Annotated in this window: 18 protein-coding genes and 1 pseudogene; 13 read left to right on the top strand and 6 right to left on the bottom strand. The window is 62.3% G+C overall.

Translation table 11 applies throughout. From position 1 onward, the window contains the following. The first annotated feature begins 105 nt into the window (after positions 1-105). The 9 genes and pseudogenes from AB6809_RS10410 (at position 106) to AB6809_RS10370 (ending at position 6,925) form a co-directional block, all read left to right on the top strand. Entirely contained in the window at positions 106-906 is an 801-nt protein-coding gene (locus AB6809_RS10410; protein WP_053858320.1) for an SDR family oxidoreductase, read from the top strand. A 42-nt stretch (positions 907-948) separates the two neighbouring features. Then, complete coding sequence (locus tag AB6809_RS10405; RefSeq protein ID WP_029970770.1) at positions 949-1,710, top strand: SDR family oxidoreductase; 762 nt, start codon at positions 949-951, stop codon at positions 1,708-1,710. Positions 1,711-1,823: 113 nt separating this feature from the next. After that, complete coding sequence (locus AB6809_RS10400) at positions 1,824-3,026, top strand: MFS transporter (protein ID WP_371026569.1); 1,203 nt, start codon at positions 1,824-1,826, stop codon at positions 3,024-3,026. 159 nt (positions 3,027-3,185) lie between these two features. Next, positions 3,186-3,539: a DUF1428 domain-containing protein gene (locus AB6809_RS10395; RefSeq protein WP_006052629.1), complete on the top strand. Its 354-nt coding sequence runs from the start codon at positions 3,186-3,188 to the stop codon at positions 3,537-3,539. A 133-nt stretch (positions 3,540-3,672) separates the two neighbouring features. After that, on the top strand, positions 3,673-4,050 hold the full coding sequence (locus AB6809_RS10390) for a nuclear transport factor 2 family protein (RefSeq protein WP_371026568.1): 378 nt from the start codon (positions 3,673-3,675) through the stop codon (positions 4,048-4,050). 76 nt (positions 4,051-4,126) lie between these two features. Then, a pseudogene (locus tag AB6809_RS10385) lies at positions 4,127-4,255 on the top strand (ABC transporter ATP-binding protein); the annotation flags it as partial. A gap of 258 nt (positions 4,256-4,513) precedes the next feature. Further along, a complete protein-coding gene (locus tag AB6809_RS10380; protein WP_371026567.1) occupies positions 4,514-5,332 on the top strand; it encodes an ABC transporter substrate-binding protein in 819 nt (272 codons plus the stop codon). 91 nt (positions 5,333-5,423) lie between these two features. Then, positions 5,424-6,164, top strand: a complete 741-nt coding sequence (locus AB6809_RS10375) for an amino acid ABC transporter permease (RefSeq protein ID WP_371026566.1) — start codon at positions 5,424-5,426, stop codon at positions 6,162-6,164. Next, positions 6,161-6,925 carry an amino acid ABC transporter permease gene (locus AB6809_RS10370; protein WP_371026565.1) on the top strand — a complete coding sequence of 255 codons (765 nt, stop codon included), beginning with the start codon at positions 6,161-6,163 and terminating at the stop codon, positions 6,923-6,925. The genes AB6809_RS10375 and AB6809_RS10370 overlap by 4 nt, the downstream gene beginning before the upstream one ends. 162 nt (positions 6,926-7,087) lie before the next feature. On the opposite strand, the gene groL is transcribed toward AB6809_RS10370, so the two are convergent. Then, positions 7,088-8,728 (bottom strand): chaperonin GroEL, encoded by a 1,641-nt coding sequence (gene groL, locus AB6809_RS10365; protein ID WP_006052636.1) that lies wholly within the window; start codon positions 8,726-8,728, stop codon positions 7,088-7,090. Between the two features lie 18 nt (positions 8,729-8,746). Next, a complete protein-coding gene (locus AB6809_RS10360; protein ID WP_006052637.1) occupies positions 8,747-9,037 on the bottom strand; it encodes a co-chaperone GroES in 291 nt (96 codons plus the stop codon). Positions 9,038-9,337: 300 nt separating this feature from the next. On the opposite strand from AB6809_RS10360, the gene AB6809_RS10355 reads away from it, so the two are divergent. Further along, complete coding sequence (locus AB6809_RS10355; protein ID WP_371026564.1) at positions 9,338-10,834, top strand: sugar ABC transporter ATP-binding protein; 1,497 nt, start codon at positions 9,338-9,340, stop codon at positions 10,832-10,834. After that, a complete protein-coding gene (locus AB6809_RS10350; RefSeq protein ID WP_371026563.1) occupies positions 10,831-11,910 on the top strand; it encodes an ABC transporter permease in 1,080 nt (359 codons plus the stop codon). The genes AB6809_RS10355 and AB6809_RS10350 overlap by 4 nt, the downstream gene beginning before the upstream one ends. Here AB6809_RS10350 and AB6809_RS10345 read toward each other — a convergent pair. The 4 genes from AB6809_RS10345 to AB6809_RS10330 are packed head-to-tail and all read right to left on the bottom strand — an operon-like array spanning position 11,901 to position 16,468. Beyond that, positions 11,901-12,860, bottom strand: coding sequence for an ABC transporter permease (locus AB6809_RS10345; RefSeq protein WP_371026562.1), 960 nt, complete (start codon positions 12,858-12,860; stop codon positions 11,901-11,903). The two genes, AB6809_RS10350 and AB6809_RS10345, sit on opposite strands and share 10 nt — an antisense overlap. Continuing rightward, complete coding sequence (locus AB6809_RS10340; RefSeq protein WP_371026561.1) at positions 12,853-13,881, bottom strand: ABC transporter permease; 1,029 nt, start codon at positions 13,879-13,881, stop codon at positions 12,853-12,855. Before AB6809_RS10340 ends, AB6809_RS10345 begins: the two co-directional genes overlap by 8 nt. Next, a complete protein-coding gene (locus AB6809_RS10335) occupies positions 13,878-15,431 on the bottom strand; it encodes a sugar ABC transporter ATP-binding protein (protein WP_371026560.1) in 1,554 nt (517 codons plus the stop codon). Before AB6809_RS10335 ends, AB6809_RS10340 begins: the two co-directional genes overlap by 4 nt. After that, positions 15,428-16,468, bottom strand: coding sequence for a sugar ABC transporter substrate-binding protein (locus tag AB6809_RS10330; protein ID WP_371026559.1), 1,041 nt, complete (start codon positions 16,466-16,468; stop codon positions 15,428-15,430). Before AB6809_RS10330 ends, AB6809_RS10335 begins: the two co-directional genes overlap by 4 nt. Before the next feature lie 236 nt (positions 16,469-16,704). Here AB6809_RS10330 and AB6809_RS10325 point away from each other — a divergent pair, with 236 nt between their 5' ends. Continuing rightward, complete coding sequence (locus AB6809_RS10325; RefSeq protein ID WP_371026558.1) at positions 16,705-17,952, top strand: SfnB family sulfur acquisition oxidoreductase; 1,248 nt, start codon at positions 16,705-16,707, stop codon at positions 17,950-17,952. A gap of 4 nt (positions 17,953-17,956) precedes the next feature. Beyond that, positions 17,957-19,171, top strand: coding sequence for an SfnB family sulfur acquisition oxidoreductase (locus tag AB6809_RS10320; protein ID WP_114156200.1), 1,215 nt, complete (start codon positions 17,957-17,959; stop codon positions 19,169-19,171). Positions 19,172-19,216 lie beyond the last annotated feature (45 nt).

Genomic DNA, 19,216 nt, shown 5'->3' with positions numbered 1-19,216 from the left:
CTGTATCTGGGATGTCCTAAAACATGACCTTTAACGTCATTTGAGTTGGTGGCCTTCGGCACCACAATTCACTCCGGCACAACTGTCTTCAACCGGAGTGACATGATGACGCAAGCACATTTGGGCACAGCACTGATTACGGGCGCATCGTCCGGTATGGGTGCAGTGTATGCGGAGCGCCTCGCGCGACGCGGTTACGAACTCATACTCGTTGCCCGCAACCGTGAGCGCCTCGCCGCGCTAGCCAGCCGTATCACGACGCAAACTCAACGCAGTGTCGAGATTCTCGACGCCGACCTCGGGACTCGGGCTGGCCTTTCGATCGTCGAAACAAAGCTGAAACAGGATGCGACGATCACCCTGCTGGTCAATAACGCGGGCGTCGGTACGCATACGCCTCTCGAGGACAGTGACGTCGATGCGATGTCGCGCATGATCGATCTCAACGTGACGAGCGTGATGCGTCTTACCTACGCCGCCGTGCCCGGCTTTGTGTCGCGCGGCAAAGGCGCTGTCATCAATATTTCGTCGATCGTCGCGATTGCGCCGGAAGCGCTCAATGGTGTCTACGGTGGAAGCAAGGCCTTCGTGCTCGCATTCAGCCAGTCCCTGCACCACGAGCTTGCCGGCAAGGGAATTCGGATCCAGGCCGTCTTGCCGGGCGCAACGGCTACCGATTTCTGGCAAACGGGAGGGCTACCCCTCGAAAACCTGGACAAGTCGATCGTGATGTCCGCGGAAAACATGGTCGATGCGGCGCTGGTCGGGTTCGAGCGGGGCGAACTCGTGACGATTCCTTCGCTGCACGACGTCGCCAAATGGGAAGAATACGAAAGCGCGAGGCGTGCAATGTCGCCGCTATTGTCGACCAACGTTCCGGCACCGCGCTACACGACCACTCACTGACATTGGTTGCCGATACACATCTACATTAAGGAAGCGGTGATCATGAAACTTTCAGGCAACACGATATTCATTACGGGCGGCACGTCGGGTATTGGACGCGCGCTCGCCGAAGCGTTCCATCAACGCGGCAACAAGGTGATCATCGCCGGGCGGCGCAAAGCGTTACTCGACGAGGTCGCAAACGCGAACCCGGGCATCGATGTCATCGAACTCGACATTGCAGACGGCGCGCAGATTCAACAGGTGGCAAGGCAATTGATCGGGCGCTATCCCACGCTGAACGTCTTGATCAACAACGCGGGCATCATGCCGTTCGACAACGCGGGCAGTGCGCTCGACGATGCGCAGGCGGTGCATCTGATCAATACGAACCTGCTCGGTCCAGTGCGGATGAGTGCGGCGCTTGTCGAACATCTCAAGCAGCAGCCGGAGTCGACGATCATCAACAACAGTTCCGTGCTCGCCTATGTACCGCTGGCTGCTACCGCGCTGTATTCCGCAACCAAGGCAGCAGTCCACTCGTACACCATGTCGCAGCGATTCATGCTGCGCGACACCAGCGTGCGCGTGCTCGAAATCGCGCCGCCGTGGGTCGACACGGATCTCGTCCACAGGAGTGGCGATCCGCGGGCAATGCCGCTCGATGCGTTCATCGCCGAGACCTTGGACAAGCTCGCTACCGCGACGCAGGAAGTGGTGGTCAGCGCTGCCCAGCCGCTGCGCGACAACGTTGGACCTAACGAGTATGCGTTCGTCGACCAGTTCAACCTCTCGTTGAAAGACAACCCCATTCCAGTAGCCTGACGTACCCGAACGGCGATCGCGACAAAGCGGCGCTCGGCGCCGCTTGCGCGGTCCGGCCGCTTGTCCGCCGTCCGCCGTCCGGCGCCGGAATCGCTCAACTCCAGTACTCGCTCATGACCCCAGCTATCCCTGCGAAAACCACGCGTGCGCTTCGCGCGCTCAGTTTTGCGTACTTCGTGCAAGCGACAGGCGCGTTATCGGTCGTCGGCAGTCTCAATGCGATTTCGCGTGAATGGGGTCTTGCCGACGCGCAGAGCGTCTACCTGATATCTTTTTTTGGCGTGACCTTCGCGTTTGCCGCGCCTTTACTGCAAGTCGGCTTCGGACATTTGCGACGGCGTCGCCAGGTGCTCATCGGGCTCTCGCTCTTCAGCGCCGCCGCATTGCTGTTCGCGGCCGCACCAAACTACTCCGTCCTCGTTCTGTCGCGCGTGCTGATGGGATTGGGCGCGGGATTTATTGGTCCTGTGCTTGGCGCATTGGGATCGAGCCTCGTTGAACCCAGGCATCAGGGCAGCGCGATCGCCATCGTTCTGCTCGGACTGAGTATCGCGGGTCTCGTCGGGATGCCGCTTTCGGCATGGGTCGCTCACGTGTGGGGGGCGCGGGCGTTATTCGTTGCGATTGCGTGCGCGGGCGCGGCAACAGCGGCGCTTATCGTGGCGGTCGTGCCCGATTCCAGCGAGGGCGAGCATGTCGAGCTCAGAACCGTTACATCGCTGCTAAGCCGTACCGAGACACTCAGCGCGTTTCTCGTCGTGTTTTTCATCGCGGCAGGCGTCTATTCGACGTACTCGTTTATTGCGCCGATTGTTCGCGACACGTTCCATGCCGGTTCCAGTGCTGTATCGGCCGCGCTTGTCGTGCTGGGCGTTGCCGGCGTCGCAGGGAACCTTTTCGTGACGCGTGCCGCGAGGCGCTATAGCGCGGAAGCGATGTTGACCGCTGGGCTCGCGCTGCTCGCCCTCGACCTCGCGTTGCTTTGGATGACGCCACCCCATCTGCAATGGTTCTTCGGTGCGCTTGCTGGCTGGGCATTCGCCACGGACCTGCTGTGGCCTTCCCAGCAGCGCCGGATCGTCGAGATGGTGCCGGACCGGCGCGGGACTGCATTGGCGTTGACTGCGTCGTTCGTATTTTGCGGAATCGGCTTTGGTTCGGCAGTGGCGGGGCATGTCTATCCGGTGTTCGGTTTTGCGGGTGTCATCTGCACCTCGTTGGGCTTCCTCGCACTTTCCGCTGTTAGTCTGATTATTTCGCGGGCTTCCGTTGCGAGGATCCAGGTGCCTGTCGCTGGCGGCTCGAGTCAGTCCTGATCTTCCAGTGCGCGCGCACGCGGACGAAATTTATCGTGAGCTTTGTCGATTTCCTCAAGCGTGGTTCGTCGTGTGTATAGGGCGGCAAGATTGCGGCAATGCGGTCCCGATGTCGCTTTTGCGCCCTTATTCATGACTCACGCAAACCGGAGATCGTTCATGACTTACATAGATGGGTTTGTCGCCGCGGTGCCCACGGCCAATCGCGAAACGTACAGGAAGCATGCCGAATCGGCAGCGGCCGTCTTCAAGGAGCACGGCGCATTGAAGGTGGTCGAGTGCTGGGGCGATGACGTCCCGGAAGGGAAGCTGACGTCTTTTCCGATGGCGGTCAAACGGCAGCATGACGAGGCGGTGGTGTTCTCCTGGGTTGTCTGGCCTTCGCGTCAGGCACGAGACGACGGCATGAAAGCGGTGATGGCCGACCCACGGCTGCAGCCTGACACGAATCCGATGCCGTTCGACGGCAAGCGGCTGATCTACGGCGGGTTTGAAGTGATCGTGGACGCATGAGGGGCAGAGAAGGCGGCGCCGGTCGGGCCGACAATGGCCAGGAGCCTGCGATGCACCTGAGTTTTCCGCAGGTCCACCTGCGGGAACGGGCCGTTGAGGCGCTTTCTTGAAACATTCAATGGAGACGACGTATATGCAGCAAGATCCTGCCGACATCGCCCGTGCGAGTTATCTCGCCTATGTACATAAGGACCGCGCCGCCATCGAGGCGCTGATCGGCGCTGACTTCCATTTCACTAGCCCTCTGGATAACCGCCTGGATCGCAGCACTTACTTCACGCGTTGTTGGCCGAACAGTGAGTCGATTACCGACTTTCAGTTCGTCGATGTCGTTGTTCATGGCGAACAGGTGTTCGTCGTTTACGAAGGAACGACTCTTGGCAGTCGACGATTCCGCAATACGGAGCGGCTGACCGTCCGCGGCGGCAAGATCGTCGAGGCAGAGGTCTATTTCGGCTGGTCCCTTCCGCACGACGCGCCCGATGGCGGATATGTGACGTCGGTCGCGTAGCAACTCATTGGATGCCAGAAGCGCGGTTTTGCGCGGTTGTCGGCAATGGGACAACCGGATGACCTGGCCGCGATGCGCGCATCGCGGCTATGTGCTGCAGACCGGCCGCGTGGTGTTGTCAGGCACCGCAAGCGAACTGCTCGGCGATCAACGGATTCGCGATGCTTATCTTGGCGGATCGCTTGCGGCGGAAACGGCGTCGTGAGCGCGACGGATTGTGGATTGCCCTGGTGCGTTGCGTGGATAGACGACAGGTTCCGCGCGGACACCCGCACTGAAAACGCGAACACGGGAATACCCAACCCCGCCGCCGCGCCCCGCCCATTATCAGCAACGCTGCTTAGCACCTGAAAATTGCTTGGTTTGTGCTGTCCGCGAGCGTTGCTAGAGTCCACTTCTCACGCTAAGGCACGCGCTATTCGACCTCGCGCGCGGCCCATCAAAACAACAGGAAACCACCGCTATGAATCTCAGAGTGCTTGGCGCAGCGATCGCCGGAAGTCTGCTTGTCATGTCCGCTGCCGCGCACGCGGATCGCCTCGACGACATCAAGAAGGCGGGCGTATTGCGCGTGGCCGCGTTCGACAGCAATCCGCCGTTCGGCTTCGTCGATCCGAAGAGCAATCAGATCGTCGGGCTCGACGTCGATTATGCGCGGGCGCTCGCCACGCGCCTCGGCGTCAAGCTCGAGATCCAGCCGACCAATCCGGCGAACCGCATCGCGTTCCTGAAGTCGGGCAAGGTGGATCTCGTTTTCGCCAACTTCACGATTACCGACGACCGCAAGAAGGAAGTCGATTTCAGCACGCCGTATTTTGCGTCGGGCACGCAATTCATCGCGAAGAAGGGCACGCTTACTGCGCCGCAACAGTTGAACGGTTTGCGGATCGGCGCCGACAAAGGCACGACCAATGAGCAGCAGGTGCGCGCGCAATTCCCGAGCGCGACGATCATCGCTTACGACGACACGCCGTTCGCCTTCGCCGCGCTTCGCACGGGCAACGTGCAGGCGATCACGCAGGACGGACCGAAGCTCGTCGCGTTGCTGGCGAAGGTGCCGGACAAGGCGAACTACGAGATCCCGCCGTTCACGATCTCCAACGACTACGAAGGCGTGGGTGTGCCGAAGGGCGAGACGCGCCTGCTGAATGTCGTCAACGACACGCTGAAGGATCTCGAAGCCAAGGGCACGGCCGGCACGATCTACGATACCTGGTTCGGCCCGAAGAGCGCCGCGCCGCTGCCGCGTCTGTTCAGGATCGGCGATCCGCAGAAGAGCTGAACGCCCGTCGCTTGACAGCCGTCTCGACATGGCCCGGTCACGAAACGCGTGACCGGGCCTTCTTGCTGATACAGGACCGCGTTTTCTCCAAATGCATTTGATGAACTTCTGGCTGGACCCGCGCTATCTCGGCTGGCTCGCGCACGGCTTCCTGATCACGCTGATCCTGTCGGCGTGCGTGAGCGTGTGCGCGACGTTGCTTGGATTCGGGCTGGCAATGGCGCGCATCGCGCAACATCGTGCGGTCGCCGCCGCGGCGAAGCTCTACGTACTCGTGTTTCGCAATTCTCCGTTGCTGGTCCAATTGCTGTTCTGGTACTTCGGCGCGGCAACGCTGCTGCCTTCCGCGTGGATGACGTGGCTGAACACGCCGCATGTCCTGAGCGCCGGGCCGTTTGCGCTGCACTGGCCGAGCTTCGAACTGTTCGCCGGCTGGCTCGGGCTGACGTGCTACAGCACGGCCTTTATCGCCGAGGAGTTTCGCGCCGGAATCCGCGGCGTGGGCATCGCGCAATATCAGGCGAGCGCGGCATTGGGCATGACGCGTTACGCGACCTTGCGGCACGTGGTGCTGCCGCAAGCGGTGCGGATCGCCACGCCGCCGCTCGCGGGGCAATACATGAATATCGTGAAGAACTCGTCGCTGACGATGGCGATCGGCGTCGCCGAGTTGTCGTATGCGTCCCGCCAGGTCGACACGGAAAGCTTCCGGACTTTTCAGGCGTTCGGCACGGCAACCGTGCTGTATGTCGGCACCATCGCGCTGATCGAAATGGCTCTCGTGATCTGGCAGCACACGGGCGTACGCGCGCTGCAACGGGGGCGAGCATGACCGCCCTCGAGTGGCTGCCGACGCTGCGCTATCTGCTGCTCGGTGCGTTTCCCAACGGGCCGCTGGGCGGCGCGGCGCTGACGGTCGTGCTCTCGGTGGTGTCGGCGTTGCTGTCCGCCGTCGTGGGACTGGCGGGCGGCGTGGCGCTCGCGCTGACACGCGGCGGCGCACGTCTGCTGCTGCTCGGAATCGTCGCGTTTTTCCGCGCAATTCCGGTGCTGATGCTGATCTTCTGGACCTTCTTCCTGATGCCGATGCTGCTGCATATCGACGTGCCGGGTCTGGTCGCGGTGGTCTGCGCGCTGTCGCTGATCGGCGGCGCGTATCTATCGCATGCGGTGCATGCGGGGATCGTGTCGGTCGGCGCGGGCCAGCAGCAGGCGGCGCTGTCGCTCGGGCTCACGCGCTGGCAGGCGTTACGTTACGTGGTGCTGCCGCAGGCGGTGCGCATCATGCTGCCGTCATTCGTGAATCAGTGGGTGTCGCTCGTCAAGGACACGTCGCTCGCGTATATCGTCGGCGTGCCGGAATTCACGTTTCTCGCCAATCAGGTCAACAGCCGTCTGATGATTTATCCCGCGCAGATTTTCGTATTCGTCGGGATCGTGTATCTGCTTTTGTGCTCCGCGCTGCAATGGATTGCGTCTCGCATGTTGTTGCGGGAACGGCGGGCTCACGCCACGCGTATCGATGCGGCAACAGAAACGGAAACCGAAAGCGGTACGGTGCGCGATGAACAACACGGCGTGGCGGTGCGTTGATGCGATGAGTTTGCGCATCGGCTGCGGGCCGTGGGCGAGAGCGGGGGAGAGGTAGAACAGACACAGGCCGGCTCGCGACAAAGCGAATACGGGCCCGTGTCCCTTGCGTTTAACCGCGCGCAGTGCAAGCGCGCGATGCCTTGCGGCAGACGGTACGGGTACTTAGAAATCGAGTCCCGGCCCGCCCGCGCCGGGACCGCCCGGCTGTCCCGCTGCCGGCGCATCTTTCGGTGCTTCATGGACGGTCGCGTCGGTGGTGAGCAGCAGACCCGCGACCGATGCCGCGTTTTGCAGCGCCGTGCGCGTCACCTTGGTCGGATCGAGCACGCCCGATTCCACCAGGTCGCCATACTCGCCGGTCTGTGCGTTGTAGCCGAAATTGCCCGTGCCTTCCGCCACTTTCGCGACGACCACGCTGGCCTCTTCGCCGGCATTCGTCACGATCTGCCGCAGCGGTTCTTCGAGTGCGCGCAGCACGATCTTGATGCCCGCATCCTGATCGGCATTCACGCCCTTGAGCGCACTGATAGCCTGCTTCACGCGAATCAGCGCGACGCCGCCGCCCGGCACGATGCCTTCCTCGACAGCGGCACGCGTTGCATGCAGCGCGTCGTCGACACGGTCTTTCTTTTCCTTGACCTCGATCTCGGTCGCGCCGCCCACCTTGATGACCGCCACGCCGCCCGCCAGTTTCGCGACCCGTTCCTGCAGTTTCTCGCGATCGTAGTCCGAACTGGCTTCCTCGATCTGCGTGCGAATCTGCTTCACGCGTGCTTCGATGTTCTTGCTGTCGCCCGCGCCGTCGATGACGGTGGTGTTTTCCTTGCCGACCTCGATCCGCTTGGCCTGACCGAGTTCCGCGAGCGTCGCCTTCTCTAGCGACAGTCCCGTTTCTTCGGCGATCACCTGGCCGCCGGTCAGAATCGCGATGTCTTCGAGCAGCGCCTTGCGGCGATCGCCGAAGCCCGGAGCCTTGACCGCGACGGTCTTTAGAATGCCGCGAATGTTGTTGACCACGAGCGTAGCCAGCGCTTCGCCTTCGACATCTTCCGCGATGATCAGAAGCGGGCGGCCGGCTTTCGCGACCTGTTCCAGAACCGGCAGCAGATCGCGAATGTTCGATACCTTCTTGTCGTGCAGCAGCACGAACGGGTTATCGAGCACGGCCACCTGTTTGTCCTGATCGTTGATGAAATACGGCGACAGGTAGCCACGATCGAATTGCAGACCTTCCACCACGTCCAGCTCATCGTCGAGCGACTTGCCGTCTTCCACGGTGATCACGCCTTCCTTGCCGACGCGGTCGATCGCTTCGGCAATCCGCTGGCCGATCGACTCTTCGCCGTTGGCCGAGATCGTCGCGACCTGAGCGATTTCCTTGCTGGTCGTGGTCGGCCTGCTGATCTTCTTGAGCTCGTCGATCGCGGCGATCACGGCCTTGTCGATGCCGCGCTTCAGGTCCAGCGGATTGAGGCCCGCCGCCACATACTTCTGTCCTTCACGGACGATGGCTTGCGCGAGCACGGTCGCGGTGGTGGTGCCGTCGCCGGCGGCGTCGCTGGTGCGCGAGGCGACTTCCTTCACGAGCTGCGCGCCGATGTTCTGCACGCGGTCCGGCAATTCGATTTCCTTGGCGACCGAGACGCCGTCCTTGGTCACGATGGGCGAACCGAAGCTGCGTTCGAGCACCACATTGCGGCCCTTCGGACCGAGCGTGACCTTGACCGCATTGGCCAGAATGTTGACGCCTTCGACGAGTTTCGAGCGGGCGACGTCGCTGAAAATGATTTCTTTTGCTGCCATGATTTGACGCTCCGTTCGTTATTGAGTGACCACTGCCACGACATCTTCTTCGCGCAGCACGAGCAGTTCGTTGCCGTCGACTTTCACCGACTGTCCCGCATATTTGCCGAACAGCACGCGCTCGCCGACCTTGAGGTCAGGTTCGACGCGCTTGCCGTCGCTATCGCGCTTGCCCGGACCAATGGCGATAACTTCGCCCTGATCGGGTTTTTCGGCAGCGCTTTCTGGGATCACGATGCCCGAAGCGGTTTTGGTTTCCTGGTCGAGACGCTTGACGATCAGGCGGTCATGCAAAGGACGTAGGCTCATGGTTCGATATCCGCGTGTGAGTTTTGGCACTCGTCGTTGGTCAGTGCTGACCGGAATCGAGTATAGAAAGAAGAGCGCGCGTTGCTCCAATAAGCGATTCATCGAAGGTTATGCGCGTTTGGCATTTGGGTGGAGGCTAGTCGCCCGTTGCTTGCCGTTCGGTCTCCGGGCCGATATCGGGCCCGGGAAGAGAAAGCGGTCACACTATCGATATGAGCAACGCTTCGTTGGCCGGCTGATATCCGCTAGCTACGATGGTCGGTCATTCGCTACGAGCGCAGTTACGCTGCGCGCTCTTCGATGGCCGTTCCCATTCTGACCGTCGCCGCCGTCTCGAAACGCTTCGGCCCCACGCTGGCGCTCGATTCCGTCGACTTCTCGATCAGCGCCGGTGAAGTCGTCGCGCTGATGGGCGCCAACGGCGCGGGCAAATCCACACTCGTCAAAATCTTGAGTGGCGTTTATCGCCCGGACGGCGGCAATCTGAGCTTGCGTGGCGAGCCGTTCCAGCCCGCGTCGCCGCATCACGCGAAACAGCTCGGCATTGCGACCGTCCACCAGTCCATTGCGGATGCGGTGGTGCCGACGCTTTCCATAGCGGACAACCTGTTGCTCGACCGCCTGTGCGATCCGGCCTCGCCGTGGCGCGCGCCGCCGGCAGCGCGCATTCGCGACGCGGCGCCGTTGGCCGCGCGGGTAGGGCTGGACGCCGATCTGGCTGCGCCCTTGGCGTCGCTGTCGCTCGCCGCGCAGCAGCTCGTGACGCTGGCGCGTGCTTTGGCTACGCGACCGGCGCTGCTGATCCTCGATGAACCCACGGCCAGTCTTTCCGAGCCGGAGGCCGAGCGTCTCTTTGCGTTGCTCGAGCGCTTGCGCGATGAAGGTGTTGCGATTCTGCTGGTATCGCATCGGCTCGGCGACCTGCGTCGTATTGCGCAGCGCGTGACAATTGTGCGCGACGGCCGCATCGTCTCCGACTTACGCGCGCCGATCGATTTCAACGCCGCAGTGGAAACGATGATCGGCCGCAAACTGCGCAGCGATCGCAACGCGGCCGTCTCCACTCATGCTGCTCTCTCCGCTCAGAAGCCCTGCTTCAGCGTACGCGATCTGCAATTGACGCCCGGCAGCGTCCCCTTCGATCTGGACGTGCAGCAAGGCGAAATCGTCGCGATCGCCGGGCCGGTCGGCGGGGGCAAGTCGCGTTTTGCACGGGCCATTTTCGGCGCGATCCGCACAGCGTCCGGCACGATGACGCTCGACGGCAAGCCGTGGCGTCCGCGCTCACCTGCCGACGCAATCCGCGCCGGTGTCTTCCTCGCGGGCGAAGACCGTTGGCGTACGTCGCTGTTTCCGGACAGCGTACCGTTCGCGTCGATCGCGGGCACGCTCAGCTTTCCGTTTCTCACGCGCTGGTTCAGGCGGGGCGTGGTCAAGCGCGGCCGCGAACAGCGCGCCGCAGCCGACGCAATCGACAACTTCGGGATTCGCTGCACGGGTCCGGATGACCGGCTCACGCGTCTATCAGGCGGCAATCAGCAGAAAGTCGTGCTCGCGCGCTGGCATGCGCAGCCCGCGCGTTTGCTGCTGCTCGACGAACCGTTTCAGGGCGTCGATGCGGGCGCACGCGCCGATATCGTCGATACGTTGCGGCGTCACGCCGGCCAACGCGCCACGCTCGTTTTCGTCAGCGATCTCGAAGAGGCGCTCGAGATCGCCGATCGCGTCGTCCGTTTCGATCGGGCCACGCTCGAGCCTGCCGCCCATTCCGACCTCAATCTCCACGCTCACTCATGAAAACCAGCTCTTCGATTGCATCCGAGGCCGTCGATCAAAACGCTCATGCGGCACGAACCCCGGTCGCACGCAAAGGCGGCGCATTGCGCAGCCTGCGAGGCCACCTCGAACGAACCGGTATGCTCCTCGTGCTCGCGCTACTGATCGTCGTCTTTGCGCTCAACCAGCCGGCGTTTCTGAATATCGACAACCTGTTCAGCATTTTGCAGTCGGTGTCGATTGTGGCGCTGCTCGGAATCGGCGTGACCGTGACGCTTGCGGCGGGCGGTTTCGATCTGTCGGTGGGCAGCGTGGCCGCATCGGCGCAGATGGCGGCAAGCTATGTGTTGATCGTCTGGCACGGCAATACGCTCGCGGCAGTCGCCGCGTGCCTTGTCATCGGCGTGCTGGCGGGTCTCTTCAACGGCCTGCTGATTACGCGCCTGCGCGTGCCGGATCAGCTTGCCACGCTCGGCACGCTGTTTCTGCTGGCCGGCTTGCAATTGATACCCACAGGTGGCCGTTCGCTCGCCACGGGTACTATCCTGCCCGACGGCACGGAAACGACCGGCGTATTCCCCGATGCGTTCCTGGCGCTCGGACGTCTGCGTCTATTCGACGTCGTGCCGCTGCCGGTGATCGTGCTTGCCGTGTTGACGGTGGTGGCTTGCGTGCTGATGGAATGCACGCGCTGGGGCCGCGTCATTTACGCAATCGGCGGCAACGAGACGGCGGCGCGTCTGGCTGGCGCACCGACTGCGCGCTACCGGATCGCCGCGTATGTCGTGTCGGGCGCGATTGCTTCGCTGGGCGGCGTGCTGATTGCCGCGCGTGTCGGCCGTGGCGATGTCAGCGCGGGCCATTCGATGCTGCTCGATGCCGTCGCGGCATCGCTCGTCGGATACGCGGTGTGGGGCGCCAAGCGGCCGAACGTGTTCGGCACGGTCGTCGGCGCGGTGTTCGTCGGTGTGTTGTTGAACGGCTTGACGATGCTCAACGCGCCGTACTACATGCAGGATTTCATCAAGGGTGTGCTGCTGGTCGGCGCGTTGGCATTTACGTTTAGCGTGGGACGTGGCGCGGAATCTCACGCATAACGGGCGCGGCGCTGAGCGAAGCTGACGGCCAGCACGGCGAAGATCAATGCGCCGGTCGCCACTTGTTGCCAGTAGAAATTCCAGCCGATCAGCAAGAGTCCGTTTGCGACCAGACTGAGCAGCAGCACGCCAAGCAAGGTGCCGACGACGCCAGGACGGCGCGTCGGCGACAACGTGGTGCCGATAAACGTCGCACCGATCGCATTGAGCAGATAACCGTTGCCGGCCTGCGGAACGTACGCTTTGACGGTGGACGAAAGCAGCAGTCCCACGACGCCATAAATCAACGCGCTGGCGATAAAAGTCACTGCCGTGATCGTCGCCACCGGCAGCCCCGAATAGCGCGCAACGCCAGGTTGCGCGCCAAGCGCCGTGATCGCCCTGCCGAACGCGGAGCGCGAAAGCGTGACGTGTACGATAAGCGCCAATGCAGCGACGATCCATAACGGCACCGGGAGGCCGGCTACGGCGCCATGCGCGAGCGCACTGAATAGCGGCGGCAACGCCATATTCAACAGATACACGGGCTGTCCGCCATCGGTCGCGAGTTGTTGCACGGTTTGTCCGATGAACAACGTGCCGAGCGTCGCGAGAAACGGTGCGATGCCGAGTCTGCCGATCAGCACGCCGTTGAACGCGCCAATTACGAATGCGGCGGCGAGACCGCCGAATGCCGCCGGCAACACGCCCACATGATGTGCGCTCAACAGCACGAACGCGAGACTGGCGACGTCGATAGACGTGCCGAGCGACAGATCGATCGCACCCAGGGACAATGCGAGCGTCATGCCAAGCGAGGCGATAGCGAGCAATGCGAAGTTGTTGAGCAGAACGTCGGCGAGATTGCCGGCCCGCGCAAAACCGGGCGCAAAAACCGCAAAGAAAACGATCACGGCGATCAATGCGCCGACTAGCGCGAAGCGCTGAAAGCGTCCGATGGTTTCAATCATGGGCGTGACTCCCCGCATGACGGCGGCGGACCAGAGCAGTGGTGGCGACGACGAACAGAATCAACACGCCTTCCACTCCGTTGACCCAATAGCTCGATACATTGTCGAGTTGAAAGCCGTTGCTGATCACGCCGATAAAAAGCACGGCGAGCAGCGTGCCCGGAATGGTCGGCACGAGGCGCCGCGAAAACACGACGCCGAGCAATGCCGCCGCGACGGTCGCCAGCAGATTTTCTCCCGCGCCTGGTGAACTGCCGCTGAGTAGCGCGGTGGAAGCCAGTGCCGCCAACGCAGCCGCCACGCCGCTCAACACGTAACTGGCCGCAATGTAGCGGTGAGTTCGAACGCCCGCTGCCTGCGCGGCGTCGCGATGAGCGCCGACCGCGCGCAAGCGCAATCCGAACGGCGTGTAGTGAATCAGCAAGGTGAAGAGCGCGGCAACGAGCAGCAACGCATACGCAAGATGGGGCACGCCAAGCGCGCCATTGTCGAGCAGGAAGCCGGGCAATGCTCCGCTTGCAGGCACCGACGTATTCTGCGTGAGCACTAGTTCGAACCCCGCGCAGAGATTCATCGTCGTCAGGGTGGCAAGCAACGGGAAGATGCGCAGTACGATCACGGCGAACGCGTTGAGCGCACCGACTGCGGCGCCCGCTGCCAGCGTCAGCGCGAAAGCGTTCAAAGGCGAAAAGCCCTCGCGCAGCGTCACCGCGTACACCGCCGCACTCAGCCCGAGATTGGCCGCGACGGACAGATCAAGGCCGCCTCTGATCGGATCGGCACCGCCGCCTATCAGCACAATCGTCAACCCAAAGCCGAGTATTCCAACTACCGCGGATTGCTGCACGACGTTGGCCAGATTGGCGAGGCTGAAAAAGAGCGGCGAACTGATGGCAAAACCGACGAACACAGCGGCAAAGGCGAGCGCCGCACCGCTGCGCAGCCACCATTGCGCGCCGAAGAAGCGCTCGGGTATTTCGAATTTGCCGCTACGTGGCGCGTTTTCGAGGACCTTGCTCATGCGGCAACCTCCTGTTGCGATGACGCGCCGCGTGCACCGGTTGCCCATGCGAGTACGTCCTGGCTATCGGCTTCGCGCGAGACGAGTTCGCGTACGATCCGGCCTCGCGCCATCACCAGCACGCGGTCGGTCATGGCGAGCAGTTCGATCAGATCGCTGGAGAACAGCAGTACGGCAGCACCGTCCCGCGCAAGCCGGTCCAGCAGACGATAGATCTCGGTCTTCGCGCCGATGTCGACGCCGACTGTAGGCTCATCGAGCAGATACACCGACGACGCGCGGCTCAGCCACTTCGCGAGCGCGACTTTCTGCTGGTTGCCTCCGGACAGATGCCGCACCGGCGCTTCCGTGCCCGGCGTGCGCACGGCCAGATCCTCGATCAGACCTTGCACGGCGAGAGTCTCGCTGCGTTGCTTCAGCAGCCCGAAGCGACTGAAGCGCGCGAGACTGGCAAGCGTCATGTTCTCGCGCACGGAAAGCGCAGGCGCAACGCCGTGCGCGCGCCGGTCTTCCGGAACGAAGGCAATGCGTCGGCGCACGGCGTCCTGCGGACGTCGCAAACGCACCGGCTTGCCGTCGATTTCGATCACGCCCTCGACGCCGCGTTCAAGCCCGAACAGACTGCGGATCACCTGCTTGCCGCCGGAGCCGAGCAAACCGGTCACGCCGATAATCTCGCCGCGCCGCACATCGAACGAGACGTCTTCGAAGCGGTTTTGCGCGCTCAGATTGCGTACGCTCAACACGGTTTCGCCAGGTGTGCGCGCCGACTGGGGCATACGCGTTTGCGGCTGCGCGCCGATCATTGCCGTGACGAGCGACTCCGTAGAGGTGGTGCGTGCATCGACATGAGCGACGTCCGCGCCGTCGCGCAGTACGGTCACGCGATCGCAGACAGCCGCGATTTCGTTGAGGTAATGCGACACGTAAAGGATGGTCAGGCCGCGTTGCCGCAGACGATCGATGGTCTGCAGCAAGCGGTCCACTTCGCGGCTCACCAGCGCCGCGGTCGGTTCGTCGAAGACGAGAATGCGCGGCTCGCGAATCAGTTCGCGCGTGATCTGCACGATCTGCTGTTCAGCGACGCTGAGATCGGCTATCAGCCGGTTGGGCGGCAAGTCGACACCGAAGTGTTTCTGCAACGCGTCGCGCGCATCGCGCTGCATGCGGCGCACGTCCAGTAGACGAAACGGGCCCGCCGCGCGTGGACCGAAGCTGCGTTCGTCGCCCAGCCAGAGCGCCTCCGCGACCGTGAAGGTGGGCGGCAGCATGCGTTCCTGATGGATGAAGCCAATGCCGGACCCACGCGTGTGAGCGGACGCATCGAGCGGTTGTTCGATGCCGTCGACGCTGATCGTGCCCGAGTCCGCTGCGTGAATACCGGCGAGAATCTTGATCAGCGTCGATTTGCCCGCGCCGTTCTGGCCGATCAGACCGTGTACGCTGCCGCGCGCCACGTTGAGCGACGCGCCGCGCAGCGCAGGCACGCCGTCGAAATGTTTGACGACGTCGCGCAGCACAAGCGCGGAAGGATGCGCCTTTGGATTCATTTCGAGCCGAGTTGTCCCAGGGTTTGCTGGACGTTGCCGGCGTTGTCCTTGGTGACGAGAATAGACGGCACGTAAGTGTAGGGCGGCAAGGTGCGGTCGCCCGCGAGGTAGCGCGCGACGTTGTCCACGGCCGTCTTGCCGATCAACGCCGGTTGCTGTGCGACCACGGCGCCTGCGCTCGACTTCGGATCCTTGACGAGCGCCACGACGTCCGGGCTGCCATCCACGGCGTAGGTTCTGATTTCATTTCGATGCGCGGCATCCACGGCCTGGGTGGCGCCGACCTGCGGCACGTCCCATGCCGACCAGATCGCGGCAATCTGCCCCTTCGGGTACTTGGCAAGCAACTGGCTCACTTGCGCATACGCGCTTTGCACCGTGTTCGGGATTACATCGCGCAACTCGGGCTGAATGATGTGTACTTTCGGGTAGTACTTCAGCACGGCTTTCAACTGGTCGTAGCGGATTGCGCAAACCGGCACGCCGTAAAAACCATTGAATACGAGGATGTTGCCCTCGCCGTGAATGTCGTTGACGAGCTTCAGCGCAAGCTGTTCGCCGATGAAGAAGTTATCCGAAGTGGTGTCGTTGATACTCGACGGAGACGCTGTGTCGATTGTGAACAGCGGGATGTTGGCCTGGCGTATTTTCTGCAACCACGGCTCCAGCACTGTTGCAGTGCCCAATTGTTCGATGATCGCATCGGGCTTCTGCGCGATCAGCGTCTGGATCTGCGCAATCTGGCGGTTGTCGTTGCGGCCCGCGTCGAGCGCGATCGGTGTGCCGCCGAGGCGTTTTACTTCATCCACGGCGCCCTGGTAGGCTTTCAGATCCCAGTAATGATCCGTGCCTGCGACCGTGATGCCGATGCGTTTGCCCTTGAGCGAGGGCACCGGCGCGGCGTTATCGCCCGTGGACGCCGCTGCGGGCGTTTCGCCTTGCGCGTGCGCTAAAGAGAAGAGGCCTCCGGCAAGTGTGAAAGCGGTTGCGGCGAGCAGCGAGAACAGAGTGGGCAGAGTGGGCAGAGGGCGTTTCATGGTGTCCGGTTTGAAGAGGCAAGAAGGTCCATCCTGCGATGACTCTAATCAACAACGCATCGCGCATGAAACTATCGAATCGGACTATCTTTATCAGGTCGGCTGCGAAGTGCTTATCTGCGAAGGCGGAAAAATTCGTTTGCCATCCGAAGGAATATTCATTTCATAAACGTTCAGTTTGCGCGCGTCGTACCCGCTGATAGATTGTGTAATCAGTCACTCAAGCGGAGATTCGTATGGCCGAGGTACATGAAGCGAACGAAGCGAACGCGTCGCAGGTAAGCGGTGTGCATCAACATGCGGCGCGTGTCATTGCGGATGACGCCGAGGCGATTGCCGTCGCGCATGAACTGGCTGTGCGTCTTGCCAGGGACGCCGCTCAGCGTGACCGCGAACGCCGCTTGCCGCACGAGGAAATTGAATGGTTTTCGCAATCGGGCTTGTGGGCGATCACCGTGCCGAAGGCGTATGGCGGCGCGGGCGTGTCCTTCGTGACGCTGACGGAAGTGATCAAGATCGTCGCAGCAGCAGATCCGTCGCTCGGACAGTTGCCGCAAAACCACTTCGGTCTGGTGGATGTCATTTCGCTGACAGGGACCGAAGAACAGAAGCGCTATTTCTTTGCGCAGATAGTGAGCGGCAAGCGCTTCGGTAACGGCTTTTCGGAAAAGGGCACAAAAAACGTACTGGATCTGAAGACGCGCGTGCGGCGTGACGGTGACGATTACGTGGTCGACGGCACCAAGTTCTACTCGACGGGGGCGTTGTTTGCGCACTTCGTGCCGGTGCTGGGCCTCGATGACGAGCGTAAAGGCTGGCTCGCGTATATACCGAAGGGCACGCCGGGTCTGAATGTGATCGACGACTGGTCGGGCTTTGGGCAACGCACCACGGCGAGCGGTACGGTCGTGCTCGAGGGCGTGCGCGTGCCTGCGTCGCATGTGTTCCCTGCGCATCGCGTGTCCGATTTCCCCACCTTGAACGGACCGGTTTCGCAGATCATTCAGGCGGCGATCGACGCGGGCATCGCACAGGCCGCGGTGAACGACACGCTGACGTTCGTGCGCACGCGCTCGCGGCCGTGGATCGATAGCAATGTCGAGCGCGCCGGCGACGATCCGCTGACCGTGCGCGAAATCGGCCACCTGCATATTCAGTTGCACGCCGCCGAGGCGCTGCTGGAACACGCCGCGCGGACACTCGACGCGATCGCCGCCAAGGGCGACACCAGCGAGGACGATGTGGCGCTAGCTTCCGTCGCAGTCGGCGAGGCCAAAGTCCTGACCACGGAAATCGCACTACTGGCGAGCGAAAAGCTGTTCGAGCTTGCAGGCACGCAGTCCACCTTGAGCGAACACAATCTGGATCGCCACTGGCGCAATGCGCGCACGCATACCTTGCACGATCCGGTGCGCTGGAAATATCACCTTGTCGGCAACTACTATCTGAACGGCGTCAAACCGGCCCGGCATGCGTGGAACTGATGCTATGAATGCTTTGACAGAACCGGCGGCGCGTAGCGAAGCAAGGCGGATTGCCAACGACGAAGAAGCGCTGCACGTCGCGCGCCAGTTAGCGCGCGACTTCGCCCGCGAAGCGTCGCAGCGCGACCGTGAGCGCCGCTTGCCGCATGCGGAAATCGAAGCGTACTCGTCGAGCGGTCTTTGGGGCATTGCTGTGCCGCGCGAGTTTGGTGGACCCCAGGTGTCGTTTGCGACGCTGGCCGAGGTAACCGCAATCATCTCCGAAGCCGATCCTGCAATAGGCCAGATTCCGCAAAATCATTTCTATATGCTGGACGTGTTGCGGGTTAACGGCACGCGCGAACAGCAGGCGTTTTACTTCGAACGGGCGCTTGCGGGCGAACGATTCGGCAATGCGCTATCTGAGCGGGGCACCCGAACCGTCGCTGATTACCGCACCACGTTGACACCGGATGGCAACGGCTTTCGCATCAACGGGACGAAGTTCTATTCGACGGGTGCGCTGTTTGCGCAGTGGATTCCCATTGTCGCGAAGGCTTCCGACAATACGCTGCATGTGGCGTTTGCGAGCGCACAGACGCCGGGCTTGTCCGTGGTGGATGACTGGTCGGGCTTTGGTCAGCGGACCACGGGTAGCGGCACGACCACGCTCGATAACGTTTATGTGGAAGCCGCCGCCGTCGTGCCGTATAGCGCGGCGTTCAATGCGAAGCCCACGACGGTAGGGCCGGTCGGTCAATTGATTCATGCGGCGGTGGATCTCGGCATTGCGCGCGCCGCGTTCGCCGATGCACGGCGCTTCGTTCGCGAGCGGTCGCGTCCGTGGATCGACAGCGGCGTGGAACGCGCAAGCGACGATCCGCTGACGATCGAATTGTTCGGCAAGCTCGCGTTGCAACTCAATGCCGCGGACGCGCTGGTTGAGCGCGCAGGACGCAAGGTGGACCTCGCGGCTCAGGAGTCGAATGAGCAGACTGTTGCTGCTGCATCGATTGCGGTGGCGCAGGCGCGTGCTGCCACAACGGAAATAGCGTTGCAGGCCTCGACGCGTCTGATCGAACTGGCGGGCACGCAGTCCACGTTGAGCGAGCACAACCTCGACCGCCACTGGCGCAATGCCCGCACGCATACGCTGCATGATCCGGTGCGCTGGAAATACATCGCCGTCGGCAACTACTTTCTGAACGACGTGCTGCCGCCGCGTCACGGCGCGATTTAGCGCGCTCGCCGCTTCCTTTTTGCATCAACCTAACTGGATCCGATT

Source organism: Paraburkholderia sp. RCC_158 (assembly GCF_041355255.1).
Classification (GTDB): domain Bacteria; phylum Pseudomonadota; class Gammaproteobacteria; order Burkholderiales; family Burkholderiaceae; genus Paraburkholderia; species Paraburkholderia graminis.
The sequence above is the reverse complement of the archived record's forward strand: the minus strand, read 5'-3'. Positions and strand labels throughout refer to the sequence as shown.

Excerpts from the sequence above, each read along its gene's own strand:
- AB6809_RS10410 (WP_053858320.1), top strand. The coding sequence starts at position 106 with ATGACGCAAGCACATTTGGGCACAGCACTGATTACGGGCGCATCGTCC.
- AB6809_RS10405 (WP_029970770.1), top strand. The coding sequence starts at position 949 with ATGAAACTTTCAGGCAACACGATATTCATTACGGGCGGCACGTCGGGT.
- AB6809_RS10400 (WP_371026569.1), top strand. The coding sequence starts at position 1,824 with ATGACCCCAGCTATCCCTGCGAAAACCACGCGTGCGCTTCGCGCGCTC.
- AB6809_RS10395 (WP_006052629.1), top strand. The coding sequence starts at position 3,186 with ATGACTTACATAGATGGGTTTGTCGCCGCGGTGCCCACGGCCAATCGC.
- AB6809_RS10390 (WP_371026568.1), top strand. The coding sequence starts at position 3,673 with ATGCAGCAAGATCCTGCCGACATCGCCCGTGCGAGTTATCTCGCCTAT.
- AB6809_RS10380 (WP_371026567.1), top strand. The coding sequence starts at position 4,514 with ATGAATCTCAGAGTGCTTGGCGCAGCGATCGCCGGAAGTCTGCTTGTC.
- AB6809_RS10375 (WP_371026566.1), top strand. The coding sequence starts at position 5,424 with ATGCATTTGATGAACTTCTGGCTGGACCCGCGCTATCTCGGCTGGCTC.
- AB6809_RS10370 (WP_371026565.1), top strand. The coding sequence starts at position 6,161 with ATGACCGCCCTCGAGTGGCTGCCGACGCTGCGCTATCTGCTGCTCGGT.
- groL (WP_006052636.1), bottom strand. The coding sequence starts at position 8,728 with ATGGCAGCAAAAGAAATCATTTTCAGCGACGTCGCCCGCTCGAAACTC.
- AB6809_RS10360 (WP_006052637.1), bottom strand. The coding sequence starts at position 9,037 with ATGAGCCTACGTCCTTTGCATGACCGCCTGATCGTCAAGCGTCTCGAC.
- AB6809_RS10355 (WP_371026564.1), top strand. The coding sequence starts at position 9,338 with ATGGCCGTTCCCATTCTGACCGTCGCCGCCGTCTCGAAACGCTTCGGC.
- AB6809_RS10350 (WP_371026563.1), top strand. The coding sequence starts at position 10,831 with ATGAAAACCAGCTCTTCGATTGCATCCGAGGCCGTCGATCAAAACGCT.
- AB6809_RS10345 (WP_371026562.1), bottom strand. The coding sequence starts at position 12,860 with ATGATTGAAACCATCGGACGCTTTCAGCGCTTCGCGCTAGTCGGCGCA.
- AB6809_RS10340 (WP_371026561.1), bottom strand. The coding sequence starts at position 13,881 with ATGAGCAAGGTCCTCGAAAACGCGCCACGTAGCGGCAAATTCGAAATA.
- AB6809_RS10335 (WP_371026560.1), bottom strand. The coding sequence starts at position 15,431 with ATGAATCCAAAGGCGCATCCTTCCGCGCTTGTGCTGCGCGACGTCGTC.
- AB6809_RS10330 (WP_371026559.1), bottom strand. The coding sequence starts at position 16,468 with ATGAAACGCCCTCTGCCCACTCTGCCCACTCTGTTCTCGCTGCTCGCC.
- AB6809_RS10325 (WP_371026558.1), top strand. The coding sequence starts at position 16,705 with ATGGCCGAGGTACATGAAGCGAACGAAGCGAACGCGTCGCAGGTAAGC.
- AB6809_RS10320 (WP_114156200.1), top strand. The coding sequence starts at position 17,957 with ATGAATGCTTTGACAGAACCGGCGGCGCGTAGCGAAGCAAGGCGGATT.